Here is a 16441-nt window from a genome sequence, read left to right as displayed (position 1 = left end):
ACCTCCGTGGCTCAGGGCCGTACCGCCGGTCCCGCCGTCGTGTCGAAGGCGTGCGTCACCTCGGGCGCGGTGCCCGGGGTGAGCAGTGCGCGGGCCTCCTCCTCGAACCGGCGGTCGGTGGCCGTCAGCCGGACGTGGTGCTGGGCCTGGTGCTCCGCCCAGGAGGAGACCAGGTAGTTCTCGACGAAGCGTTCGGGGTCGTGGCCGTCCTGGTAGAGGCCCCAGGACAGGGCTCCGGTACGGCGCCGGGAGCGCGCCACGCGGTGCATGCGGTCCGTGAACTCGGCCTGCCGGTCCGTCGGGACGCGGTAGACGACCGAGACCAGGACCGGGCCGTCGGCCTCCCCGGGTTCGAACACCAGGGGAGGCGCCGGCCAGTGGTCCGAGAGCGTGGGGTTGATGCCCTCGGCATCGCGCAGCGGCCAGCGCCGTACGCTGGCCGCGCTCAGCAGCATGGCGCCGCCGGCGATCAGCAGACAGGCGCTCAGCCCGAGCCGGTCGGCCACCGCACCCCACAGGGGCGCGGCCAGCGCCTGTCCACCCTGGAAGACCAGGAGATAGACGGCGAGTCCGCGGGCCCTGACCCAGCCGGGGAGCCGGGTCTGCACGGCCGCGTTCAGCGTGGACAGGACGGCGATCCAGGCGAGGCCCGCGGGCAGCAGGGCGAGCGCGACCAGCCACGGGACGTGGACCGTGGCCAGCACCGCGAGCACCCCGGCGAACACCAGGGCGCCGGCCGCGAGGGTGCCGTTGGCGCCGAGAAGGCGACGGGCGCGGGGCAGCAGGAAGGCGCCGCCGACCGCGCCGATGCCCACCGCCCCGAGGAGCAGTCCGTAGCCGCCCGAGCCGAGGCCGAGGGAGCGGCTCGCGGTCAGCGGCAGCAGGGCCCACAGGGCGGCGCCGCCGGGGATGAACAGGAGCGTGCGCAGCAGGATCCGGCGGACGCCGGGCGCGTTCCAGACGTAGCGGCGGCCGGCGTACAGGGCGGCCGGCAGCCCCTCGTCGGCGGCGGGCGGGACGGCGGCCGCGGCGGGGCGCCGCCACAGCAGCAGGACGGCCGCGATGCCCAGATAGGACGCCGCGTTGAAGGCGAAGACCCAGCCCGCGCCCGCCGCCGCGACCACCGCCCCGCCGAGCGCCGGACCGACGGCACGGGCCAGGTTCATGTTCACCGCGCCGAGCGCCGCCGCCTGACCGAGCCGCTCCCGCTCCACCAGCTCCGGCTGGATCGCCTGCCAGGCCGGGCCCATCAGCGCGGTGCCGCAGCCCAGCAGGAAGGTCAGGAGCAGCAGCGCCGTCGGGGAGAGCGCGTCCAGGAACGCGAGCGCGGCCAGTGCCCCGGACACCGCGAGCATCGCGAACTGCGCGGTGACCAGCACCGCACGCCGGTCGAACCGGTCGGCGACCACCCCGGAGGGCAGCGCGAGGAGGACGACGGGCAGGCTGGACGCGGTCTGCACCAGCGTCACCAGCGCGGCACTGTCCCCGACCAGCAGCCACTGGGCGCCGACCGTCTGCATCCAGCTGCCTATGTTGGAGACCAGCTGGGCGATCCACAGCGCCCGGAAGACACGGGCCGCGAGGGGCGCCCACGGGGAGTCGGCGGCGGTGTCGCTCATGCCGCTGCCGACCGGGTCCAGGCGGGGTCGCCGCCTGCCAGACGGTGCGTGGCCAGGGAGGTGACGAGCAGGAGCAGCAGGGCCAGGCCCAGGGTGAGCACCAGATGGCCGTGGAGCAGGAGTCCGGTCCCCGCGAACGCGCCGAGCAGCATGGCCAGGACGGACAGGATCCGGCGGCCGGGCCGGGGTGCGGCGCCGCCCGCCGGGGCGGAGTCCGCGGCCAGGCCCGTCAGGGTCAGCGTCAGCACGGTCGTGGTCATGTCGGGGACGCCGAGGCGCCGGGCGACCGCGTTCTGCAGACCCATGGCGAGCCCGAGGAACACGATCAGCGTGTACTGCACCCCCGTGCCGACCCGGCCGTCGCCGACCGCGGCGGCGGCCACCGCGACGGCGACCAGCACGGTCTGCACCGCCGCCGCCGTCTTCAGCAGATCCCCGCGGTGGGCGGCGAACCGCGTGCCCAGCCGTCCGCCGGCCAGCGCCCCGACGAGGAACGCGGCCAGGGCGGCGACGGAGGCGAGCGCGGACAGGTTCGGGGCGCCCGCCAGCGCGAAGCCGAGGAACACCACGTTGCCGGTCATGTTGGCGACGAAGACATGCCCGAGGGACAGATAACTCACCGCGTCGACCAGCCCGGTGACCACCGTCAGCGTCAGCAGCAGGGGAGGCAGCGGGCCGTGCCGGTCGTCCCGGGGCGGTACCAGGGTGTGGAGCGCGTCAGTCAGCAGCCTGCGCACGAGGGGCTCCTTCCGGTGCGGACGGTGCGGGGGGCGCGGTGGCGGTGCGGTGCAGCACCGCACGGGTGAGCAGGCCGCTCGTGGGGCCGGTCACGATCGCCGCGAGGACGAGCCACAGCGGCCACGGGGTGAGGCCCAGCGTGTGGTCGACGGACCACCGGCCGGGCCCGGTGAGGGACAGGGCCACCGAGAGGACGACGAGGACCAGCGGATACTCGTACCCGTCGTTCTGCACCCACAGGCCCTTGGGCCACTTGACCGTCCCGGCGACCGTCATCACGCCCATCGCGCCCATCGCGGCCAGCGGGGTGAGCAGCCCGGCGGCCAGGAACAGGCCGGCGCCGATCTGGCTGCCGCCCGCGACGACGGCGGTCAGCCGGCCGCCGCGGAAACCGTCGTGCCGGAACTCCTCCGTTCCGCCCGCCAAGCCCTTGCCTCCGAGGTGGAAGCTCACCTTCTGCACTCCGTGGCCGGCGATGAGGAGTCCCGCCAGCAGCCGGAGGACCAGCAGTCCAGCATCCATGTCTTCCTGCCTGTTCCTGCCTGTTCCTGCCTGTTCCTGCCTGTTCCTGACTCGGTAGGTGACGTCCGGTCAGCCGGCCGCGTGGGCGCCGATCATGGTCTGGGCATAGACCAGGCCGAGGCCGTAGGCGCCGCCGTGCTCCTTGACCACGTTCGTGACCGCCTCGTACGTCTCCGCGCGGGCCCAGTCGCGCTGGAGCTCCAGGAGCACCTGGACCCAGGTGACCGGCGCGGCGCCGCCCTGGACCATGCGCTGCACGGCGTGCTCGTGGGCCTGCGGGGTGACACCGCCGGACGCGTCGGCGACCACGTACACCTCGTACCCCTGGGCGATCGCGGAGAGCACCGGCAGGACCACGCACACCTCGGTCCACAGACCGGCTATGACGAGCTTCTTACGGCCGGTCGCCTTGACGGCCTCGACGAACGCCTCGTCCTCCCAGGCGTTCATCGTGGTGCGGTCGATGATCTTCTGGCCCGGGAAGACGTCCGCGAGCTGCGGCATGATCGGGCCGGAGAACGACTCGGCGGCGACCGTGCTGAGCACGACCGGTACGCCGAACGCCTTGGCGGCCTTGGCCAGGCCCAGGGTGGAGTTGACGATCGCGGTGCGGTCGCCGCTGCCGGTGCCGAAGAACATCTGCGGCTGGTGGTCGACGAACAGGACCGCGCAGTTGTCGGGGGTGAGGAGGCCGGGGCCGGGGGTGGCGGTGACGGTGGTGATGTCGGGCATGGGGTGCCTTTCCCTTGTGGTTACGGGGGTGAAATTGCCCAATGGGGTGCCGGGAAGGGTTGTTGGGCGGGTGCGGGATCGTTGTGGCTGGTCGCGCCCACGCGGCGGAGCCGCACGTCGATACGGCCCCGCGCCCCTAAAGGGGCGCTCCGAAGCAGGGGTCTGTTGGGAAGGGGCCGTCGGCAACCGGCAGCAGGCCGCGCCGTATGCGCCACTCGCGGTGCAGGTCGGACTCCGCTGCCGCCTCGCCCAGGGCCTGCGCCTGGCGTACGCCCGCCAGGCCGCGCGGGGCCGCCTGGTAGCCGTCGAAGTGGGCCACCGGGCTCCAGGCGGGGGCGATGGCAGGCAGCTCCTCGTCGAGGCCCTCGTACTCGCCGGCGGCGTAGACGATCCGGCCGCCGGTGACCGTGAGCAGCGACTCGATGTGGGCGATCTCCGGTTCGGGCACGGTGAAGTAGTCGTCGGAGAGGATCGCGAGGTCCGCGTAGAAACCCGGGCGCAGGACGCCCTTGACCCCCTCCTCGCCCGTCAGTTCGGCGCCGGCCCGGGTGAACATGCGCAGGGCGGTCTGCCGGTCGACCCGGTTGGACGGGGGGCGGAGCACGAGGTCGCCGACGTTGCGGCCGCTGATCAGCCAGTGCAGGGCGACCCACGGGTTGTAGGTGGAGACCCGGGTGGCGTCGGTACCGGCGGCCACGGTCAGGCCGCGGTCCAGCATCTCCCGGATCGGCGGGGCGTCGGCCGCGGCACCGGGGCCGTAGCGGCGCAGGAAGGCCTCGCCCTGGAAGGACAGCCGGTTCTGCACGGACATCGCGCCGCCGAGCGCGGCCACGCGGTCGAGGCTCTCGGCCGACACGGTCTCCGCGTGGTCGAACAACCACCGGTTCCCGGCCGGGAAGAGACCCTCGGCGGCCAGCTTCTCGAACACCGCGAGATCCCGGCGGATGGTCTCGTCGTACGTGGCGTGCAGCCGGAACCCCCAGCCGTTCTCCATGAGAAGACGCACCGCCTTCTCGAACTCCGGCTCGAAGTCCTCGTGTTCGGGGCGCGGCTGGTTGAAGTTCTCGAAGTCGGCCGCCGCCCAGGTGAGGTTCTCGCCCGCGCCGTTGAGGCGCAGCCACTCGTCGCCGTCGCCGTAGTCCGCCATCTCGATCCAGCGGGTGAGGTCGGCGACCTCCTGGCCCGCGGTCTGCGGGAAGAGGTGATAGGCGATGCGCAGCGACAGCTCACCGGCCTCGGCCAGCTCGACGACGGTGCTGTAGTTCTCCGGGAAGTTCTGGAAGCCGCCGGCCGCGTCGATCGCCGAGGTCAGCCCGAACCGGTTCAGCTCGCGCAGGAAATGCCGGGTCGAGGTCTTGCGGTGTGCCTCGTCCAGGACCGGCGCCTTGGCCAGCGTCGAGTAGAGGATGAGGGCGCTGGGCGCGGCGAGCAGCATGCCCGTCGGCTCGCCGTCCCGGCCGCGCACGATCTGGCCGCCCCTCGGGTCGGGGGTGTCCTTGTCGAATCCGGCGGCCTTCAGCGCCGCCCGGTTGAGGACGGCCGACTGGTACAGGTGCAGGACGAACACGGGGGTGTCCGGGGCGGCCGCGTTCAGCTCGGCGACGGTCGGCAGCCGCCGTTCGGCGAACTGCTCCGCCGACCAGCCGCCCACCACCCGCACCCACTGGCCCTTCGGCGTCCGGGCGGCCTGCTCGCGGAGCATCGCGAGGCCCTGGCGGAGCGTGGGCACCCCGTCCCAGCGCAGCTCCAGCACGTAGTTGAGCCCGCCGCGGATCACGTGCAGATGGGCGTCGTTGAGGCCCGGGATCACCCGCCGCCCGAGCGCGTCCACGACCTTGGTGGCCGGGCCGATGTGCGGGGCCACGTCCTTGTCGTCGCCGACGACCGTGACCACACCGTCCCGGACGGCGATCGCCCCCGCATGCGGCCGGTTCGGGTCTCCGGTGTGGATTTTCGCGTTGCGGACGACGAGCTCCGCGGGATCGTCGACGGCCTGGGGAACCAGACCGCCGACCGGCATTGAGGACACGCTTGCTGGACCCCCTCCGGGATGGGAAGTGCGGTGCCGGGGTCCGTGCTCGCCGTCGAACCAGAGCTGAACCGCGACCGCCGAGCCGTCACGCTAGGTCGGCTCCCGGCCGCGGTGTGTCCCGTGCGCGCACTCGCACCTGCCCCGCAGCGCACCGGTCCGCACCTGCCCCGCAGTGCACCGGTCCGCGCGTGCGCTGGGGGGCCGGTGGGCGTGCGCTCGGGGGCAACTGCCCGGCGGACACCGCTCCTACGGTGAACCGCGACGGCGCCGGATCGCCCGGTGTGCCTCACGCAATCCCAGGAGACTCGCATGTCCGAAGCCTTCACGCCCGTCACGCCGGTGCTGGAGCCCGCCGCCCAGGCCTTCGTCGAGGCCACCGCGAACCCGCCCTACCTGTTCGACCTCGCCCCCGCCGAGGGCCGCAAGGCCGTCGACGAGGTGCAGTCCGGCGAGATCGCCCTGCCCGCGGTCGACGAGGAGTGGATCACCGTCGAGGGCGGCCCCACCGGAAGCGTCCGGGCCCGCATCGTCAAGCCGGCCGGCGCCACCGGCCCGCTCCCCGTGATCATCTACATCCACGGCGCGGGCTGGGTCTTCGGCAACGCCCACACCCACGACCGCCTGGTCCGCGAACTCGCCGTCGGCGCCGACGCCGCCGTCGTCTTCCCCGAGTACGACCTCTCACCCGAGGCCCGCTACCCGGTCGCCATCGAGCAGAACTGGGCCGTCGCCCAGTGGATCGTGGCCCAGGGCGCGACCAAGGGCCTGGACGCCGGCCGGATCGCGGTCGCCGGCGACTCGGTCGGCGGCAACATGAGCGCCGCCCTCACCCTGATGGCCAAGGAACGCGGCGGCCTCCCGCTGCTCCAGCAGGTGCTGTTCTACCCGGTCACCGACGCGAGCTTCGACACCGCCTCCTACCACCAGTTCGCCACCGGCTACTTCCTGCGCCGCGACGGCATGCAGTGGTTCTGGGACCAGTACACGACCGACGAGACCGAACGCGCCCAGATCACCGCCTCCCCGCTGCGCGCCACCACCGAACAGCTCACCGGCCTGCCCCCGGCCCTCGTCATCACCGGCGAGGCCGACGTCCTGCGCGACGAGGGCGAGGCCTACGCCAACAAACTCCGCACCGCCGGCGTCCCCGTCACCGCCGTCCGCTACCAGGGCATCATCCACGACTTCGTCATGCTCAACGCCCTGCGCGAGACCCATGCCGCCGAGGCCGCGATCTCCCTGGCCGTGCGCACGCTGCACGCGGCCCTCCACAACGGCTGATCCGGGAGCCGGCGTGACCACGAACGAGCCGTCGGAACCGTCGTCGGAGCCGTCGGAGCCGTCCGCCCACGACGGCCATCCGCGCCTGAGGCACCTCAAGGACCAGCTGACCGAGCACCACCGCCGGGCCAAGGCGGAGCGCGAGGAAGCCGAGCTGGAGGAGGCCATCGAGACGGCGGCCTTCGACATGGGGACCGACATCGCGCACCCCGCCCCCGACCACGCGGAAGCCGCCTACGACGTCGACACCGACATCGGCGTCGACCCGCGCTAGCCGCCCGCCCAGACCTCGCACCGCACTACAAGGAACTCCCATGACCGACTCCACACCCACCGTCGTCCTCGTGCACGGTGCCTTCGCCGACGCGTCCAGCTTCGCCCGCGTCGTCCCCGAGTTGCTGGCCGACGGCCTGAAGGTGCTAGTCCCGGCCGTGCCCAACCGCAGCCTCACCGGCGACTCCGCCTACATCGCCTCGGTGGTCCGCGCGATTCCCGGTCCCGTCGTCCTGGTGGGCCACTCCTACGGCGGTGCCGTCATCACCGTCGCGGGCGCCGAGGAGAACGTGCAGGCCCTGGTCTACCTGGCCGGCTACGCCCTGGAGGAGGGCGAGAGCCTCGGCGAGCTCCAAGGCCGGTTCCCGGACTCCGAGCTCGCCTCGGCCCTGGTGTACACGCCGTTCCCGGTCGAGGGCTCGGACGAGCCCGGCACCGATGTCACCGTCGACGTCGACAGGTTCCCGGCGATCTTCGCGGCCGACGTGGACCCGGACCTCGCCCGGGTGCTCGCCGTCTCCCAGCGCCCGCTGGCCGGCGCGGCCTTCGCCGAGGCGGCCCCGGTCGCGGCCTGGAAGACCAAGCCGTCCTGGGGCCTGGTGTCGTCCTCGGACCACACCATCAACCCCGACGTCGAGCGCTACGGCTACGAGCGCGCCGGTATGACCACGGTCGAGGTCGACTCGTCCCACCTGGTCATGCTCGCGCACCCCAAGAAGGTCGCGGACCTGATCCGCGAGGCCGTCCGCAACGTCACCGCCTGACCGGCGAAGGAGAACCCCATGAGACCGACCTCTCGGCCGGCGAGAAGACGGGCCCGGCTGCTCGGCGCGTCCTGCGTGCTCGCCGCGGCCGCCGCGTTGTTCGCCTCGACCTCGCAGGTCACCGCGGCCCCGGCGGCGGCCGCGGGCCACCGGGACGGCGGCCCGAAGCCGACGATCGTGCTGGTGCACGGCGCCTGGGCCGACGCCTCCAGCTGGAACGCGGTCATGGGCCGCCTCCAGCGCGCCGGTTACACCGTCTACGCCCCGCCGAACCCGCTGCGCGGTGTCGCCTCCGACGCCCAGACCCTGACGTCGTTCCTGGCGACCGTCCCCGGCCCGGTGGTCCTGGTCGGCCACTCCTACGGCGGGTTCGTCATCACCGACGCGGCGACGAAGAGCCCCAACGTGAAGGCGCTCGTCTACGACGACGCGTACATCCCCGCCGAGGGCGAGACCGTCTTCCAGATCAACGCGGCCGAGCCCGGCTCGTGCGTCACGGCCGATCCGTCGACGTTCCTGAACCTGGTGCCCTACCCGGGCGGACCCGCCGGCGACGTCGACGCGTACCTCAAGTGGGACGCGAACGGCAGCTACCAGGGCTTCCAGGGCTGCTTCGCCAACGGTGTGCCCACCGCCGAGGCCCGCCTTCTCGCGGCCGGCCAGCGCCCCTTCGCGGTCAGCGCGGGTTCGGAGCCCTCCGGCGCCCCCGCGTGGAAGTCCCTCCCGTCGTGGGCCGTGGTCGGCACCACCGACCATGTCATCGTCCCGGCCGAGCAGCTGGCGATGGCCCGGCGCGCGGGCGCGCACGTCACCGAGGTGGAGGCGGGCCACCTGTCCCTGGTCACCCGCCCCGACGTGGTCACCCGCGTCATCAAGGAGGCGGCCGGCTCGGTCGGCTGACCCGTGGGGCAAACGGCGCACCCCGCAAGGGTGATGCCGAGCGGGCCGCGCACCGGTGTCGACCGGGTGCGGCCCGTCCGCGTGTAGGTACGTGCCATGCGGATGACACCGGCGCGCGTACGAGCACGGCTGCGATCCCCCTGGACCTGGGCGGCCCTCGCCGCCGTGACGGGAACGTGCGCGGCGCTGCCGTTCCTCGTCGCGGGCGGCGACGGTCCCCGCCCCCTTTCGCCGGACGAGGCCCGGCGACTGGCCCTCACACCGGTCCGCGTGTACCGGGACAGCCCGGCCGAGGTGACGGTACGGGCGCCGCTGCCCGGCGGTACGGCCGTGGTCCGCGCGGTGGTCGACGAGCACCGGCACCGGGCGGTGGGCTGGTTCGACACGGGGGACGCGGCGGAGCGGGGGCTGCTGGCCTGGGACGGTGCCGGGCTGGCGGTCGCCCGCCCGAAGGCCGACGGCAGCGCGGGCCCGCTGGCGAGACCGGCGTCGACGGCGGAGGCGGTACGGGACGCTGCGCGGCTGAAGCCGGCGGCGTGGATCCGCCGCCGCTACGGGCCGGCCTCGCTGGACACGGCGCTGCGGCTGACGCTGTCCCTCGCCGCCGACCGCCCGGACGACGCGCGGCGGATCGCCCGGTCGGGCCGGCGCCATCTGGGGACGGACCGCATCGACGGCCGTCGGTACGACGTCATCTCCGCCGGTGATGTGCCGCTGCGGTACTGGATCGACGGGGCGGGGCGGCTGCGCCGGGTCAGGGAGGACCTGGACGACGACCGGACGATCGTGGTCGACGTGACGAGGTCGAGGGTACGGACGGCGGTGCCGGAGGGGCCGTGGGCGAGGGGCTGAGCGGGGTGGGGGCGGGGGGTGGGACGCTTACCGGCGCTTGCCGGGTGCCTCCCCCAGAGGGGGGACCCCCAGCGCCCACCCGTGCCGCCTGGGGGCACCTCCCAGGCCCTTAAGGCACTGGGGGAGGCACGACTGCCCGCGGCTGGATGAGCTGTCACGAGCGCCCGCGGCTGGGAAGAAGCGGCGGCTACAGCGCCCCGTAAGGGGCGCGGGGAACTGCGCGACCAGCCCCCACCGGCCCGCGCCCAGAGGACTCTGTGAACCACCCCACCCCGCCTGTGAGTTGAGCGCGCCGGCTGTGGATCGCCGTACCACTCCCCGACAGGTCGGCACCGGATGCGAGGATGATGCGCCATGACGGCAGGGTGGTGTGCACGCACGATACGGTCCGCGGTGTTCGCGGCCGTCTGCGTGCTGCTCGCCGCCCTCGGCCACGTCATGATGTCCGGGAACCGGGTGCCCGGCTGGGCACTGGCCGCCGCCCTGGCGCTCACCGGCGCCCTGGGCTGGGCCCTGTCCGGACGCGAACGCGGGCTGTCGCTGGTGGTGTCCGCCGCGGTCGGCGCCCAGACGGCACTGCACTCCGGCTTCTCCGCGGCCCAGGTGTGGACGAACGGCACGGCACCCATGACGTCCATGGGGCCCGTGCATATGGACATGGCCGGGGACATGGCCGCCATGAACATGGGGTCGGTGCACATGGGCCCCGTCCATACCGACCCCGTCGCATACCTGGGCTTCGGCACCGGCGGCACCGCCTCCACCGGCATGTTCGCCGCCCACCTCCTCGCCGCGCTGCTGTGCGGACTCTGGCTCGGCCACGGCGAACGCGCGGCGTTCCGTATCGTCCGGGCCGTCGCCGGCCGGCTCGTCGCGCCGCTCCAGCTGCTGCTCCGGCTGCTGCTCGCCCTGCCGGCCACCCCCGAGCGACCCCGTCCCCGGCTGCGCCGCCGCCGTTCGGACCGGGCGCCGCGGCTGCTTCTCCTCGTCCACGCGATCACTTCCCGGGGTCCGCCGGTGCGGACGGCTGTCGCCTGACGACAGCCGGTGTTCCGGGGCCGCTCCCGCGCGCCCCGGACGAACACGACGGCCGCACGCCCGCTTGAGCACCGCGCCGAGACAGGCGCCGCAGGGCCGTCTCCCCCGCTCACCTTTCTCGCAAGGACACCGAGTGATCACTTCCGTCCTGCCCGCACGCCCTGCGCCGGACGAGAAACGCGACGCGTCGATCACGGCCTGGGCTCTCGCCGCCCGGTCCGGGGACACGGCCGCCGTGGACGCGTTCGTACGGGCTCTGCACCGCGACGTCCTCCGATACGTCGCCCATCTCTGCGCCGACCCGCAGGCGGTCGACGACCTCGCGCAGGACACGTTCCTGCGCGCGCTGGGCAGCCTGCACCGCTTCGAGGGCCGCTCGTCGGCCCGTACCTGGCTGCTGTCGATCGCCCGCCGGGCCGTCGTGGACAGCCATCGGTACGCCGCCGCCCGGCCCCGCCCGGCGGACGTCCCCGACTGGCAACAGGCCGTCGAGCGGGCCCAGCCGTACGGGCTGCCCGGGTTCGACGACGGCGTCGCGCTCCTCGACCTCCTGGAAGCGTTGCCCGAGGAGCGGCGCGAGGCGTTCGTCCTCACCCAGCTCGTCGGACTGCCGTACGCGGAGGCCGCCGAGGTCAGCGACTGCCCCGTCGGCACGGTCCGCTCCCGCGTGGCCCGGGCCCGCGAGGCGCTCCGCGATCAGCTGGCCTGAGGGCCGTCCGGGGATTCGCCGAACGCCTTCAGGATGTGCTCGGCGGCCAGTGTCGCCGTCAACGTGCCGTCTCGGACCTGCTGTTCGAGGCCAGGGGCGGCCGCGCGCACCGCCGGGTGGGCGGCGAGGCGGCCGAGCAGTTCGTCCCGGACCATCGACCAGGTCCAGCCGACCTGCTGGTCACGGCGCTTCTCGGCGAGCCGCCCGGTGGAGTCGAGCAGCGCCCGGTGCTGCTCCAGGCGCTCCCAGACCAGCTCCAGGCCGGTCGACTCACGCGCGCTGCAACTGAGCACCGGGGGAGTCCAGAAGGCGTCCTTGCCGTGCATCAGGCGCAGCGCGCCCGCCAACTCCCGTGCCGCGGACCGGGCGTCGCGCTCGTGCGGGCCGTCCGCCTTGTTGACGGCGATCACGTCGGCGAGCTCCAGGACGCCCTTCTTGATGCCCTGGAGCTGGTCGCCGGTGCGGGCCAGGCTGAGCAGCAGGAAGGAGTCGACCATGTCGGCGACCGCGGTCTCCGACTGCCCGACGCCGACCGTCTCGACGAGGATCACGTCGTAACCGGCGGCCTCCATGACCACCATCGACTCGCGGGTCGCCTTGGTGACTCCGCCGAGCGTGCCGGCGCTGGGGGAGGGCCGGACGAAGGCGGCGGGGTCGACCGCCAGCCGTTCCATCCGTGTCTTGTCGCCCAGGATCGAGCCGCCCGTCCGCGTGGACGACGGGTCCACGGCCAGTACGGCCACCCGGTGCCCGAGGCCCGTCAGCAGCGTGCCGAACGCGTCGATGAACGTCGACTTGCCCACGCCCGGCACCCCGCTGATGCCGATCCGCCGGGCCCGGCCGCTGTGCGGGAGTAGCTCGGTGAGCAACTCCTGTGCCAGCGCCCGGTGTTGTGGACGGGTGGACTCGACGAGGGTGATGGCGCGGGCGATGACCGCACGCTTCCCGTCGAGCACACCCTTCACATAGACGTCGACATCGATCACAGGTCGTGCCCGAGTTCGGCCGACAGCCGCTCGACCAGGTCGTAGGCCGCGTCCGGAATCACCGTCCCGGGCGGGAACACGGCCGTGGCGCCCATCTCAAGGAGGGTCGGCACGTCCTGCGGCGGGATGACCCCGCCGACCACGATCATGATGTCCGCCCGGCCCTCCTCGGCGAGCTTCTCGCGCAGCGCCGGTACGAGGGTGAGGTGGCCGGCCGCCAGCGAGGAGACGCCGACCACGTGGACGTCCGCCTCCACCGCCTGCCGGGCGACCTCCTCCGGGGTCTGGAACAGCGGGCCGACGTCGACGTCGAAGCCGAGGTCGGCGAAGGCGGTCGCGATCACCTTCTGGCCGCGGTCGTGACCGTCCTGGCCCATCTTGGCGACCAGGATGCGCGGGCGGCGCCCCTCGGCCTCGTCGAACGCGTCGACCAGGGCCCGGGTGCGGTCCACGTTCGGGGACTCGCCTGCTTCGTTGCGGTACACACCGGAGATCGTACGGATCTGGCTCGCGTGCCGGCCGTACACCTTCTCCAGGGCGTCCGAGATCTCGCCGACGGTCGCCTTGGCGCGGGCCGCGTGCACGGCCAGCTCCAGCAGGTTGCCGTCGCCGTCCGCCGCCCGGGTCAGCGCGTCGAGCGCGTCCCGGCACGCCGTCTCGTCCCGCTCCGCGCGCAGCCGCCGCAGCTTCTCGATCTGCTGGGCGCGTACCGAGGAGTTGTCGACCTTGAGGACCTCGATCGCCTCGTCGCTCTCGACCCGGTACTTGTTGACGCCGATCACCGGCTGCCGCCCGGAGTCGATCCGGGCCTGGGTGCGGGCCGCGGCCTCCTCCACCCGCAGCTTCGGGATGCCGGCGTCGATGGCCTGCGCCATCCCGCCCGCCTGCTCGACCTCCTGGATGTGCGCCCAGGCCTTGCGGGCCAGGTCGTACGTCAGCCGCTCCACGTAGGCGCTGCCGCCCCACGGGTCGATGACCCGGGTCGTGCCCGACTCCTGCTGGATGAGCAGCTGGGTGTTGCGGGCGATGCGCGCCGAGAAGTCGGTGGGCAGGGCGAGGGCCTCGTCGAGGGCGTTGGTGTGCAGCGACTGGGTGTGGCCCTGGGTCGCCGCCATCGCCTCCACGGCCGTACGGGTGACGTTGTTGAAGACGTCCTGCGCGGTCAGCGACCAGCCCGAGGTCTGCGAATGGGTGCGCAGGGAGAGGGACTTGGTGTTCTTCGGCTCGAACTGCGAGACCAGCTTGGCCCACAGGAGCCGGGCCGCCCGCATCTTGGCGATCTCCATGAAGAAGTTCATGCCGATCGCCCAGAAGAAGGAGAGCCGGGGCGCGAACGCGTCCACGTCCAGGCCCGCCTCCCGGCCCGCCCGGATGTACTCGACGCCGTCCGCGAGTGTGTAGGCCAGCTCCAGGTCGGCCGTGGCTCCGGCCTCCTGGATGTGGTAGCCGGAGATGGAGATCGAGTTGTAGCGGGGCATCCGCTGCGAGGTGTACGCGAAGATGTCGGAGATGATCCGCATCGACGGCTTCGGCGGATAGATGTAGGTGTTGCGGACCATGAACTCCTTGAGGATGTCGTTCTGGATGGTCCCGGCCAGCTTCTCGGGCGGTACGCCCTGTTCCTCCGCCGCCACGATGTACAGCGCCAGCACGGGCAGCACCGCGCCGTTCATCGTCATCGACACGGTCATCCTGTCCAGCGGGATGCCGTCGAACAGTTGCCGCATGTCGTAGATCGAGTCGATCGCCACGCCCGCCATGCCGACGTCACCGGTCACCCGCGGGTGGTCGCTGTCGTAACCCCGGTGCGTGGGCAGGTCGAAGGCGACCGACAGGCCCTTCTGGCCGGCGGCCAGGTTGCGCCGGTAGAACGCGTTGGACTCCTCGGCGGTGGAGAAGCCCGCGTACTGCCGGATGGTCCAGGGCTGGTTGACGTACATCGTCGGGTAGGGGCCGCGCAGATACGGCGCGATGCCCGGGTAGGTGCCCAGGAAGTCCAGGCCCTCCAGGTCACGGCCGGTGTACAGCGGCTTGACCCCGATGCCCTCCGGGGTCTCCCACACCGGGGCCTCGCTGCCCGTGGCGTGCTTGACGGCCGAACGCCACTCGGTGTCACCGCCCTCGGTGACGGGGGTCCCCAGTTCGATGCCGGAGAAGTCGGGGATTCCCATCAGGACACTCCCATGCGGTCGAGGGTCGCGGACAGCACGGCCACGGCGTCGCAGCCCGCGAAGACGTAGGAGTCGACACCGGCGAACTCGCCCCGGCCCGCGAGGACCACGTGCCGGGCACCGGCCGCCTTCAGCGACCCGGCGGTCTGCTCGGCCTGTTCGGCGTAGAGCGCGTCGCTGGAGCAGAGCACCGCCTCGGTGGCGCCGCTCTCCTCGAAACCGCCCTCGGTGACGGGTTCGATGCCGCCGGCCTGGAAGAGGTTGGCGGCGAAGCCGGCGCGGGCGGTGTACGCGGCGGCCGGGCCGAGCGTCGCCAGGTAGATCCGGGGGCGGCTGCCCGTCGCCGCGAGGTGGGCGTCCGAGCGGGCGCGCAGCTCCTCGTAGGCCTCGTCGCGGCGGACCCGGGGGAGGCCGCCGGAGGGCAACTCGGGTGCGGGCTCGCGCTCCACCGGCTTCTCGGCGAGGAACGGGAACTCGCTGACGCCCGTGATGGGTTCGCGGCGCTTGGCGAGCTTCTTGGAGCGCTCGGCCCAGGTGGTCGCGAGGTCCGTACGCAGGCGGCCGGAGCGGAGCACGGCCGCCTGGCCGCCGTCCCGCTCGACGGTCCGGAAGACCTCCCAGGCCGCGTGGGCGAGTTCGTCGGTCAGCTTCTCGACGTACCAGGAACCGCCGGCCGGGTCGACGACCCGGGCCAGGTGCGACTCCTCGATGAGGATCGTCGAGGTGTTGCGGGCGATCCGGCGGGCGAACGCGTCCGGCAGGCCGATCGCGTGGTCGAACGGCAGCACGGTCACCGAGTCGGCGCCGCCCACCCCGGCGGCCAGCGTCGCGACCGTCGTGCGGAGCATGTTCACCCACGGGTCGCGGCGGCTCATCATCACCGGCGACGTGACGGCGTGCTGCACCTGGGCGCCCGCGTCGGCCGCCCCGCTGACCTCCGCGACCCGCGCCCACAGCCGGCGGGCCGCGCGCAGCTTGGCGATGGTCAGGAACTGGTCCGCGGTCGCCGCGTACCGGAACTCCAGCTGCCCGAGGGCCTGTTCGACGCCGAGACCGGCCTCGGTGAGCTCCCGCAGGTAGGCCACGCCGGTGGCCAGCGAGGCGCCCAGCTCCTGCGCGGCCGAGCCGCCCGCCTCGTGGTACGGCAGCGCGTCCACGGTCAGCGTGCGCAGGCCGGGGAACTCCTCGGTCACGCGCCGGGCGAGCGCGGCGACCGGGGCGAGGTCCAGGGCCTCACCCGTGCGCGCCTCGTACCCCAGCGGGTCGGCGCCCAGGTTGCCGCGCACCGCCTTGGGGTCGATGCCCTTCTCGTCGTACAGCCGGAACAGTCCGGCCGCCGCCGCCTCGGTGTCCCGGCCCGCGTCCAGGACCACCGGGGCCAGGTCCAGGTAGACGCCGTCGAGAGCGCGGGCTAGGCCGGACACCGGGATGCCGCCCCGGCCCACCAGCAGCCAGAGCGAGGTGACGCCGTTCTCCAGGTCGGTCAGGACCGCGCCGTCGGGAGCCGCCGCGTGCCGCTGCCGTACGTCCCAGCCGCCCGCGATGCCGCCCTCCGGGCGGCCGCCGCGCACATAGGGCGCGAAGCCGGGCAGGCCGGGGTCGGGCGCGGTGTCGCGCGCGGTGTAGAGGGGACGGGTGCGCAGCCCGTCCTCCAGCGTCGTGGACAGGGCGTCCTCGGCGGCCTCGCCCGAAACTTCCTTGCCCGACTTGCGCAGCACACCCTCGACCAGGCGTTGCCACTGCTCTTGCGTCGCGTCAGGGAACTCGGCGGCCAGTGAGAGCCCGTCGTCAGGCAGGACCGTCATGCTCGGATGCTAGGGCAGA

The 16441-nt window shown here is 73.3% G+C and carries 15 protein-coding genes; 7 read left to right on the top strand and 8 right to left on the bottom strand.

The window, feature by feature from the left end:
- Nucleotides 1-11 precede the first annotated feature (11 nt).
- The 5 genes from SSP29_RS31315 to SSP29_RS31295 all read right to left on the bottom strand — a co-directional run bounded on the left by SSP29_RS31315 (nt 12) and on the right by SSP29_RS31295 (nt 5631).
- The gene (locus tag SSP29_RS31315) at nt 12-1619 is read right to left on the bottom strand and encodes an MFS transporter (protein WP_089104224.1); all 1608 of its coding nucleotides are present in this window, start codon (nt 1617-1619) and stop codon (nt 12-14) included.
- Nucleotides 1616-2356, bottom strand: a complete 741-nt coding sequence (locus SSP29_RS31310) for a YoaK family protein (RefSeq protein WP_089104223.1) — start codon at nt 2354-2356, stop codon at nt 1616-1618. The genes SSP29_RS31315 and SSP29_RS31310 overlap by 4 nt, the downstream gene beginning before the upstream one ends.
- Nucleotides 2337-2879 carry a DoxX family protein gene (locus SSP29_RS31305; protein ID WP_089104448.1) on the bottom strand — a complete coding sequence of 181 codons (543 nt, stop codon included), beginning with the start codon at nt 2877-2879 and terminating at the stop codon, nt 2337-2339. The genes SSP29_RS31310 and SSP29_RS31305 overlap by 20 nt, the downstream gene beginning before the upstream one ends.
- 69 nt (nt 2880-2948) lie before the next feature.
- Nucleotides 2949-3611, bottom strand: a complete 663-nt coding sequence (locus SSP29_RS31300) for a hydrolase (protein WP_089104222.1) — start codon at nt 3609-3611, stop codon at nt 2949-2951.
- Between the two features lie 136 nt (nt 3612-3747).
- The gene (locus SSP29_RS31295) at nt 3748-5631 is read right to left on the bottom strand and encodes an amidohydrolase (protein ID WP_245883324.1); all 1884 of its coding nucleotides are present in this window, start codon (nt 5629-5631) and stop codon (nt 3748-3750) included.
- Nucleotides 5632-5952: 321 nt separating this feature from the next.
- Between SSP29_RS31295 and SSP29_RS31290 the strand changes: the two genes are divergently transcribed.
- The 7 genes from SSP29_RS31290 to SSP29_RS56740 all read left to right on the top strand — a co-directional run bounded on the left by SSP29_RS31290 (nt 5953) and on the right by SSP29_RS56740 (nt 11460).
- Complete coding sequence (locus SSP29_RS31290; RefSeq protein WP_089104220.1) at nt 5953-6924, top strand: alpha/beta hydrolase; 972 nt, start codon at nt 5953-5955, stop codon at nt 6922-6924.
- Between the two features lie 13 nt (nt 6925-6937).
- A complete protein-coding gene (locus SSP29_RS31285; RefSeq protein WP_089104219.1) occupies nt 6938-7198 on the top strand; it encodes a hypothetical protein in 261 nt (86 codons plus the stop codon).
- A gap of 40 nt (nt 7199-7238) precedes the next feature.
- Nucleotides 7239-7961 carry an alpha/beta fold hydrolase gene (locus SSP29_RS31280; RefSeq protein WP_089104218.1) on the top strand — a complete coding sequence of 241 codons (723 nt, stop codon included), beginning with the start codon at nt 7239-7241 and terminating at the stop codon, nt 7959-7961.
- 18 nt (nt 7962-7979) lie between these two features.
- Nucleotides 7980-8861, top strand: a complete 882-nt coding sequence (locus SSP29_RS31275) for an alpha/beta fold hydrolase (RefSeq protein WP_089104217.1) — start codon at nt 7980-7982, stop codon at nt 8859-8861.
- A gap of 96 nt (nt 8862-8957) precedes the next feature.
- On the top strand, nt 8958-9713 hold the full coding sequence (locus SSP29_RS31270) for a hypothetical protein (RefSeq protein WP_089104216.1): 756 nt from the start codon (nt 8958-8960) through the stop codon (nt 9711-9713).
- A 354-nt stretch (nt 9714-10067) separates the two neighbouring features.
- Nucleotides 10068-10751, top strand: coding sequence for a hypothetical protein (locus SSP29_RS56745; protein ID WP_089104215.1), 684 nt, complete (start codon nt 10068-10070; stop codon nt 10749-10751).
- A 133-nt stretch (nt 10752-10884) separates the two neighbouring features.
- Entirely contained in the window at nt 10885-11460 is a 576-nt protein-coding gene (locus SSP29_RS56740; protein ID WP_089104214.1) for a sigma-70 family RNA polymerase sigma factor, read from the top strand.
- On the opposite strand, the gene meaB is transcribed toward SSP29_RS56740, so the two are convergent.
- From meaB to SSP29_RS31245, 3 genes are read right to left on the bottom strand one after another with little or no spacing between them, the layout of a single operon-like run.
- Nucleotides 11448-12446 carry a methylmalonyl Co-A mutase-associated GTPase MeaB gene (gene meaB / locus SSP29_RS31255; protein WP_089104213.1) on the bottom strand — a complete coding sequence of 333 codons (999 nt, stop codon included), beginning with the start codon at nt 12444-12446 and terminating at the stop codon, nt 11448-11450. The genes SSP29_RS56740 and meaB overlap by 13 nt on opposite strands.
- A complete protein-coding gene (scpA, locus tag SSP29_RS31250; protein ID WP_089104212.1) occupies nt 12443-14617 on the bottom strand; it encodes a methylmalonyl-CoA mutase in 2175 nt (724 codons plus the stop codon). The genes meaB and scpA overlap by 4 nt, the downstream gene beginning before the upstream one ends.
- A complete protein-coding gene (locus SSP29_RS31245; protein WP_089104211.1) occupies nt 14617-16422 on the bottom strand; it encodes a methylmalonyl-CoA mutase family protein in 1806 nt (601 codons plus the stop codon). The genes scpA and SSP29_RS31245 overlap by 1 nt, the downstream gene beginning before the upstream one ends.
- Between the last annotated feature and the right edge of the window lie 19 nt (nt 16423-16441).

It is taken from the genome of Streptomyces hyaluromycini (assembly GCF_002217755.1).
In the GTDB taxonomy this organism is placed as follows: domain Bacteria; phylum Actinomycetota; class Actinomycetes; order Streptomycetales; family Streptomycetaceae; genus Streptomyces; species Streptomyces hyaluromycini.
Note: the sequence above shows the minus strand (reverse complement) of the source record. Positions and strands in the feature narration are given on the sequence as shown.

What these genes read in the sequence shown, in the direction of transcription:
- SSP29_RS31315 (WP_089104224.1), bottom strand. Translation starts at nt 1,619, where the DNA reads ATGAGCGACACCGCCGCCGACTCCCCGTGGGCGCCCCTCGCGGCCCGT.
- SSP29_RS31305 (WP_089104448.1), bottom strand. Translation starts at nt 2,879, where the DNA reads ATGGATGCTGGACTGCTGGTCCTCCGGCTGCTGGCGGGACTCCTCATC.
- SSP29_RS31300 (WP_089104222.1), bottom strand. Translation starts at nt 3,611, where the DNA reads ATGCCCGACATCACCACCGTCACCGCCACCCCCGGCCCCGGCCTCCTC.
- SSP29_RS31295 (WP_245883324.1), bottom strand. Translation starts at nt 5,631, where the DNA reads ATGCCGGTCGGCGGTCTGGTTCCCCAGGCCGTCGACGATCCCGCGGAG.
- SSP29_RS31290 (WP_089104220.1), top strand. Translation starts at nt 5,953, where the DNA reads ATGTCCGAAGCCTTCACGCCCGTCACGCCGGTGCTGGAGCCCGCCGCC.
- SSP29_RS31280 (WP_089104218.1), top strand. Translation starts at nt 7,239, where the DNA reads ATGACCGACTCCACACCCACCGTCGTCCTCGTGCACGGTGCCTTCGCC.
- SSP29_RS31275 (WP_089104217.1), top strand. Translation starts at nt 7,980, where the DNA reads ATGAGACCGACCTCTCGGCCGGCGAGAAGACGGGCCCGGCTGCTCGGC.
- SSP29_RS31270 (WP_089104216.1), top strand. Translation starts at nt 8,958, where the DNA reads ATGCGGATGACACCGGCGCGCGTACGAGCACGGCTGCGATCCCCCTGG.
- SSP29_RS56745 (WP_089104215.1), top strand. Translation starts at nt 10,068, where the DNA reads ATGACGGCAGGGTGGTGTGCACGCACGATACGGTCCGCGGTGTTCGCG.
- scpA (WP_089104212.1), bottom strand. Translation starts at nt 14,617, where the DNA reads ATGGGAATCCCCGACTTCTCCGGCATCGAACTGGGGACCCCCGTCACC.
- SSP29_RS31245 (WP_089104211.1), bottom strand. Translation starts at nt 16,422, where the DNA reads ATGACGGTCCTGCCTGACGACGGGCTCTCACTGGCCGCCGAGTTCCCT.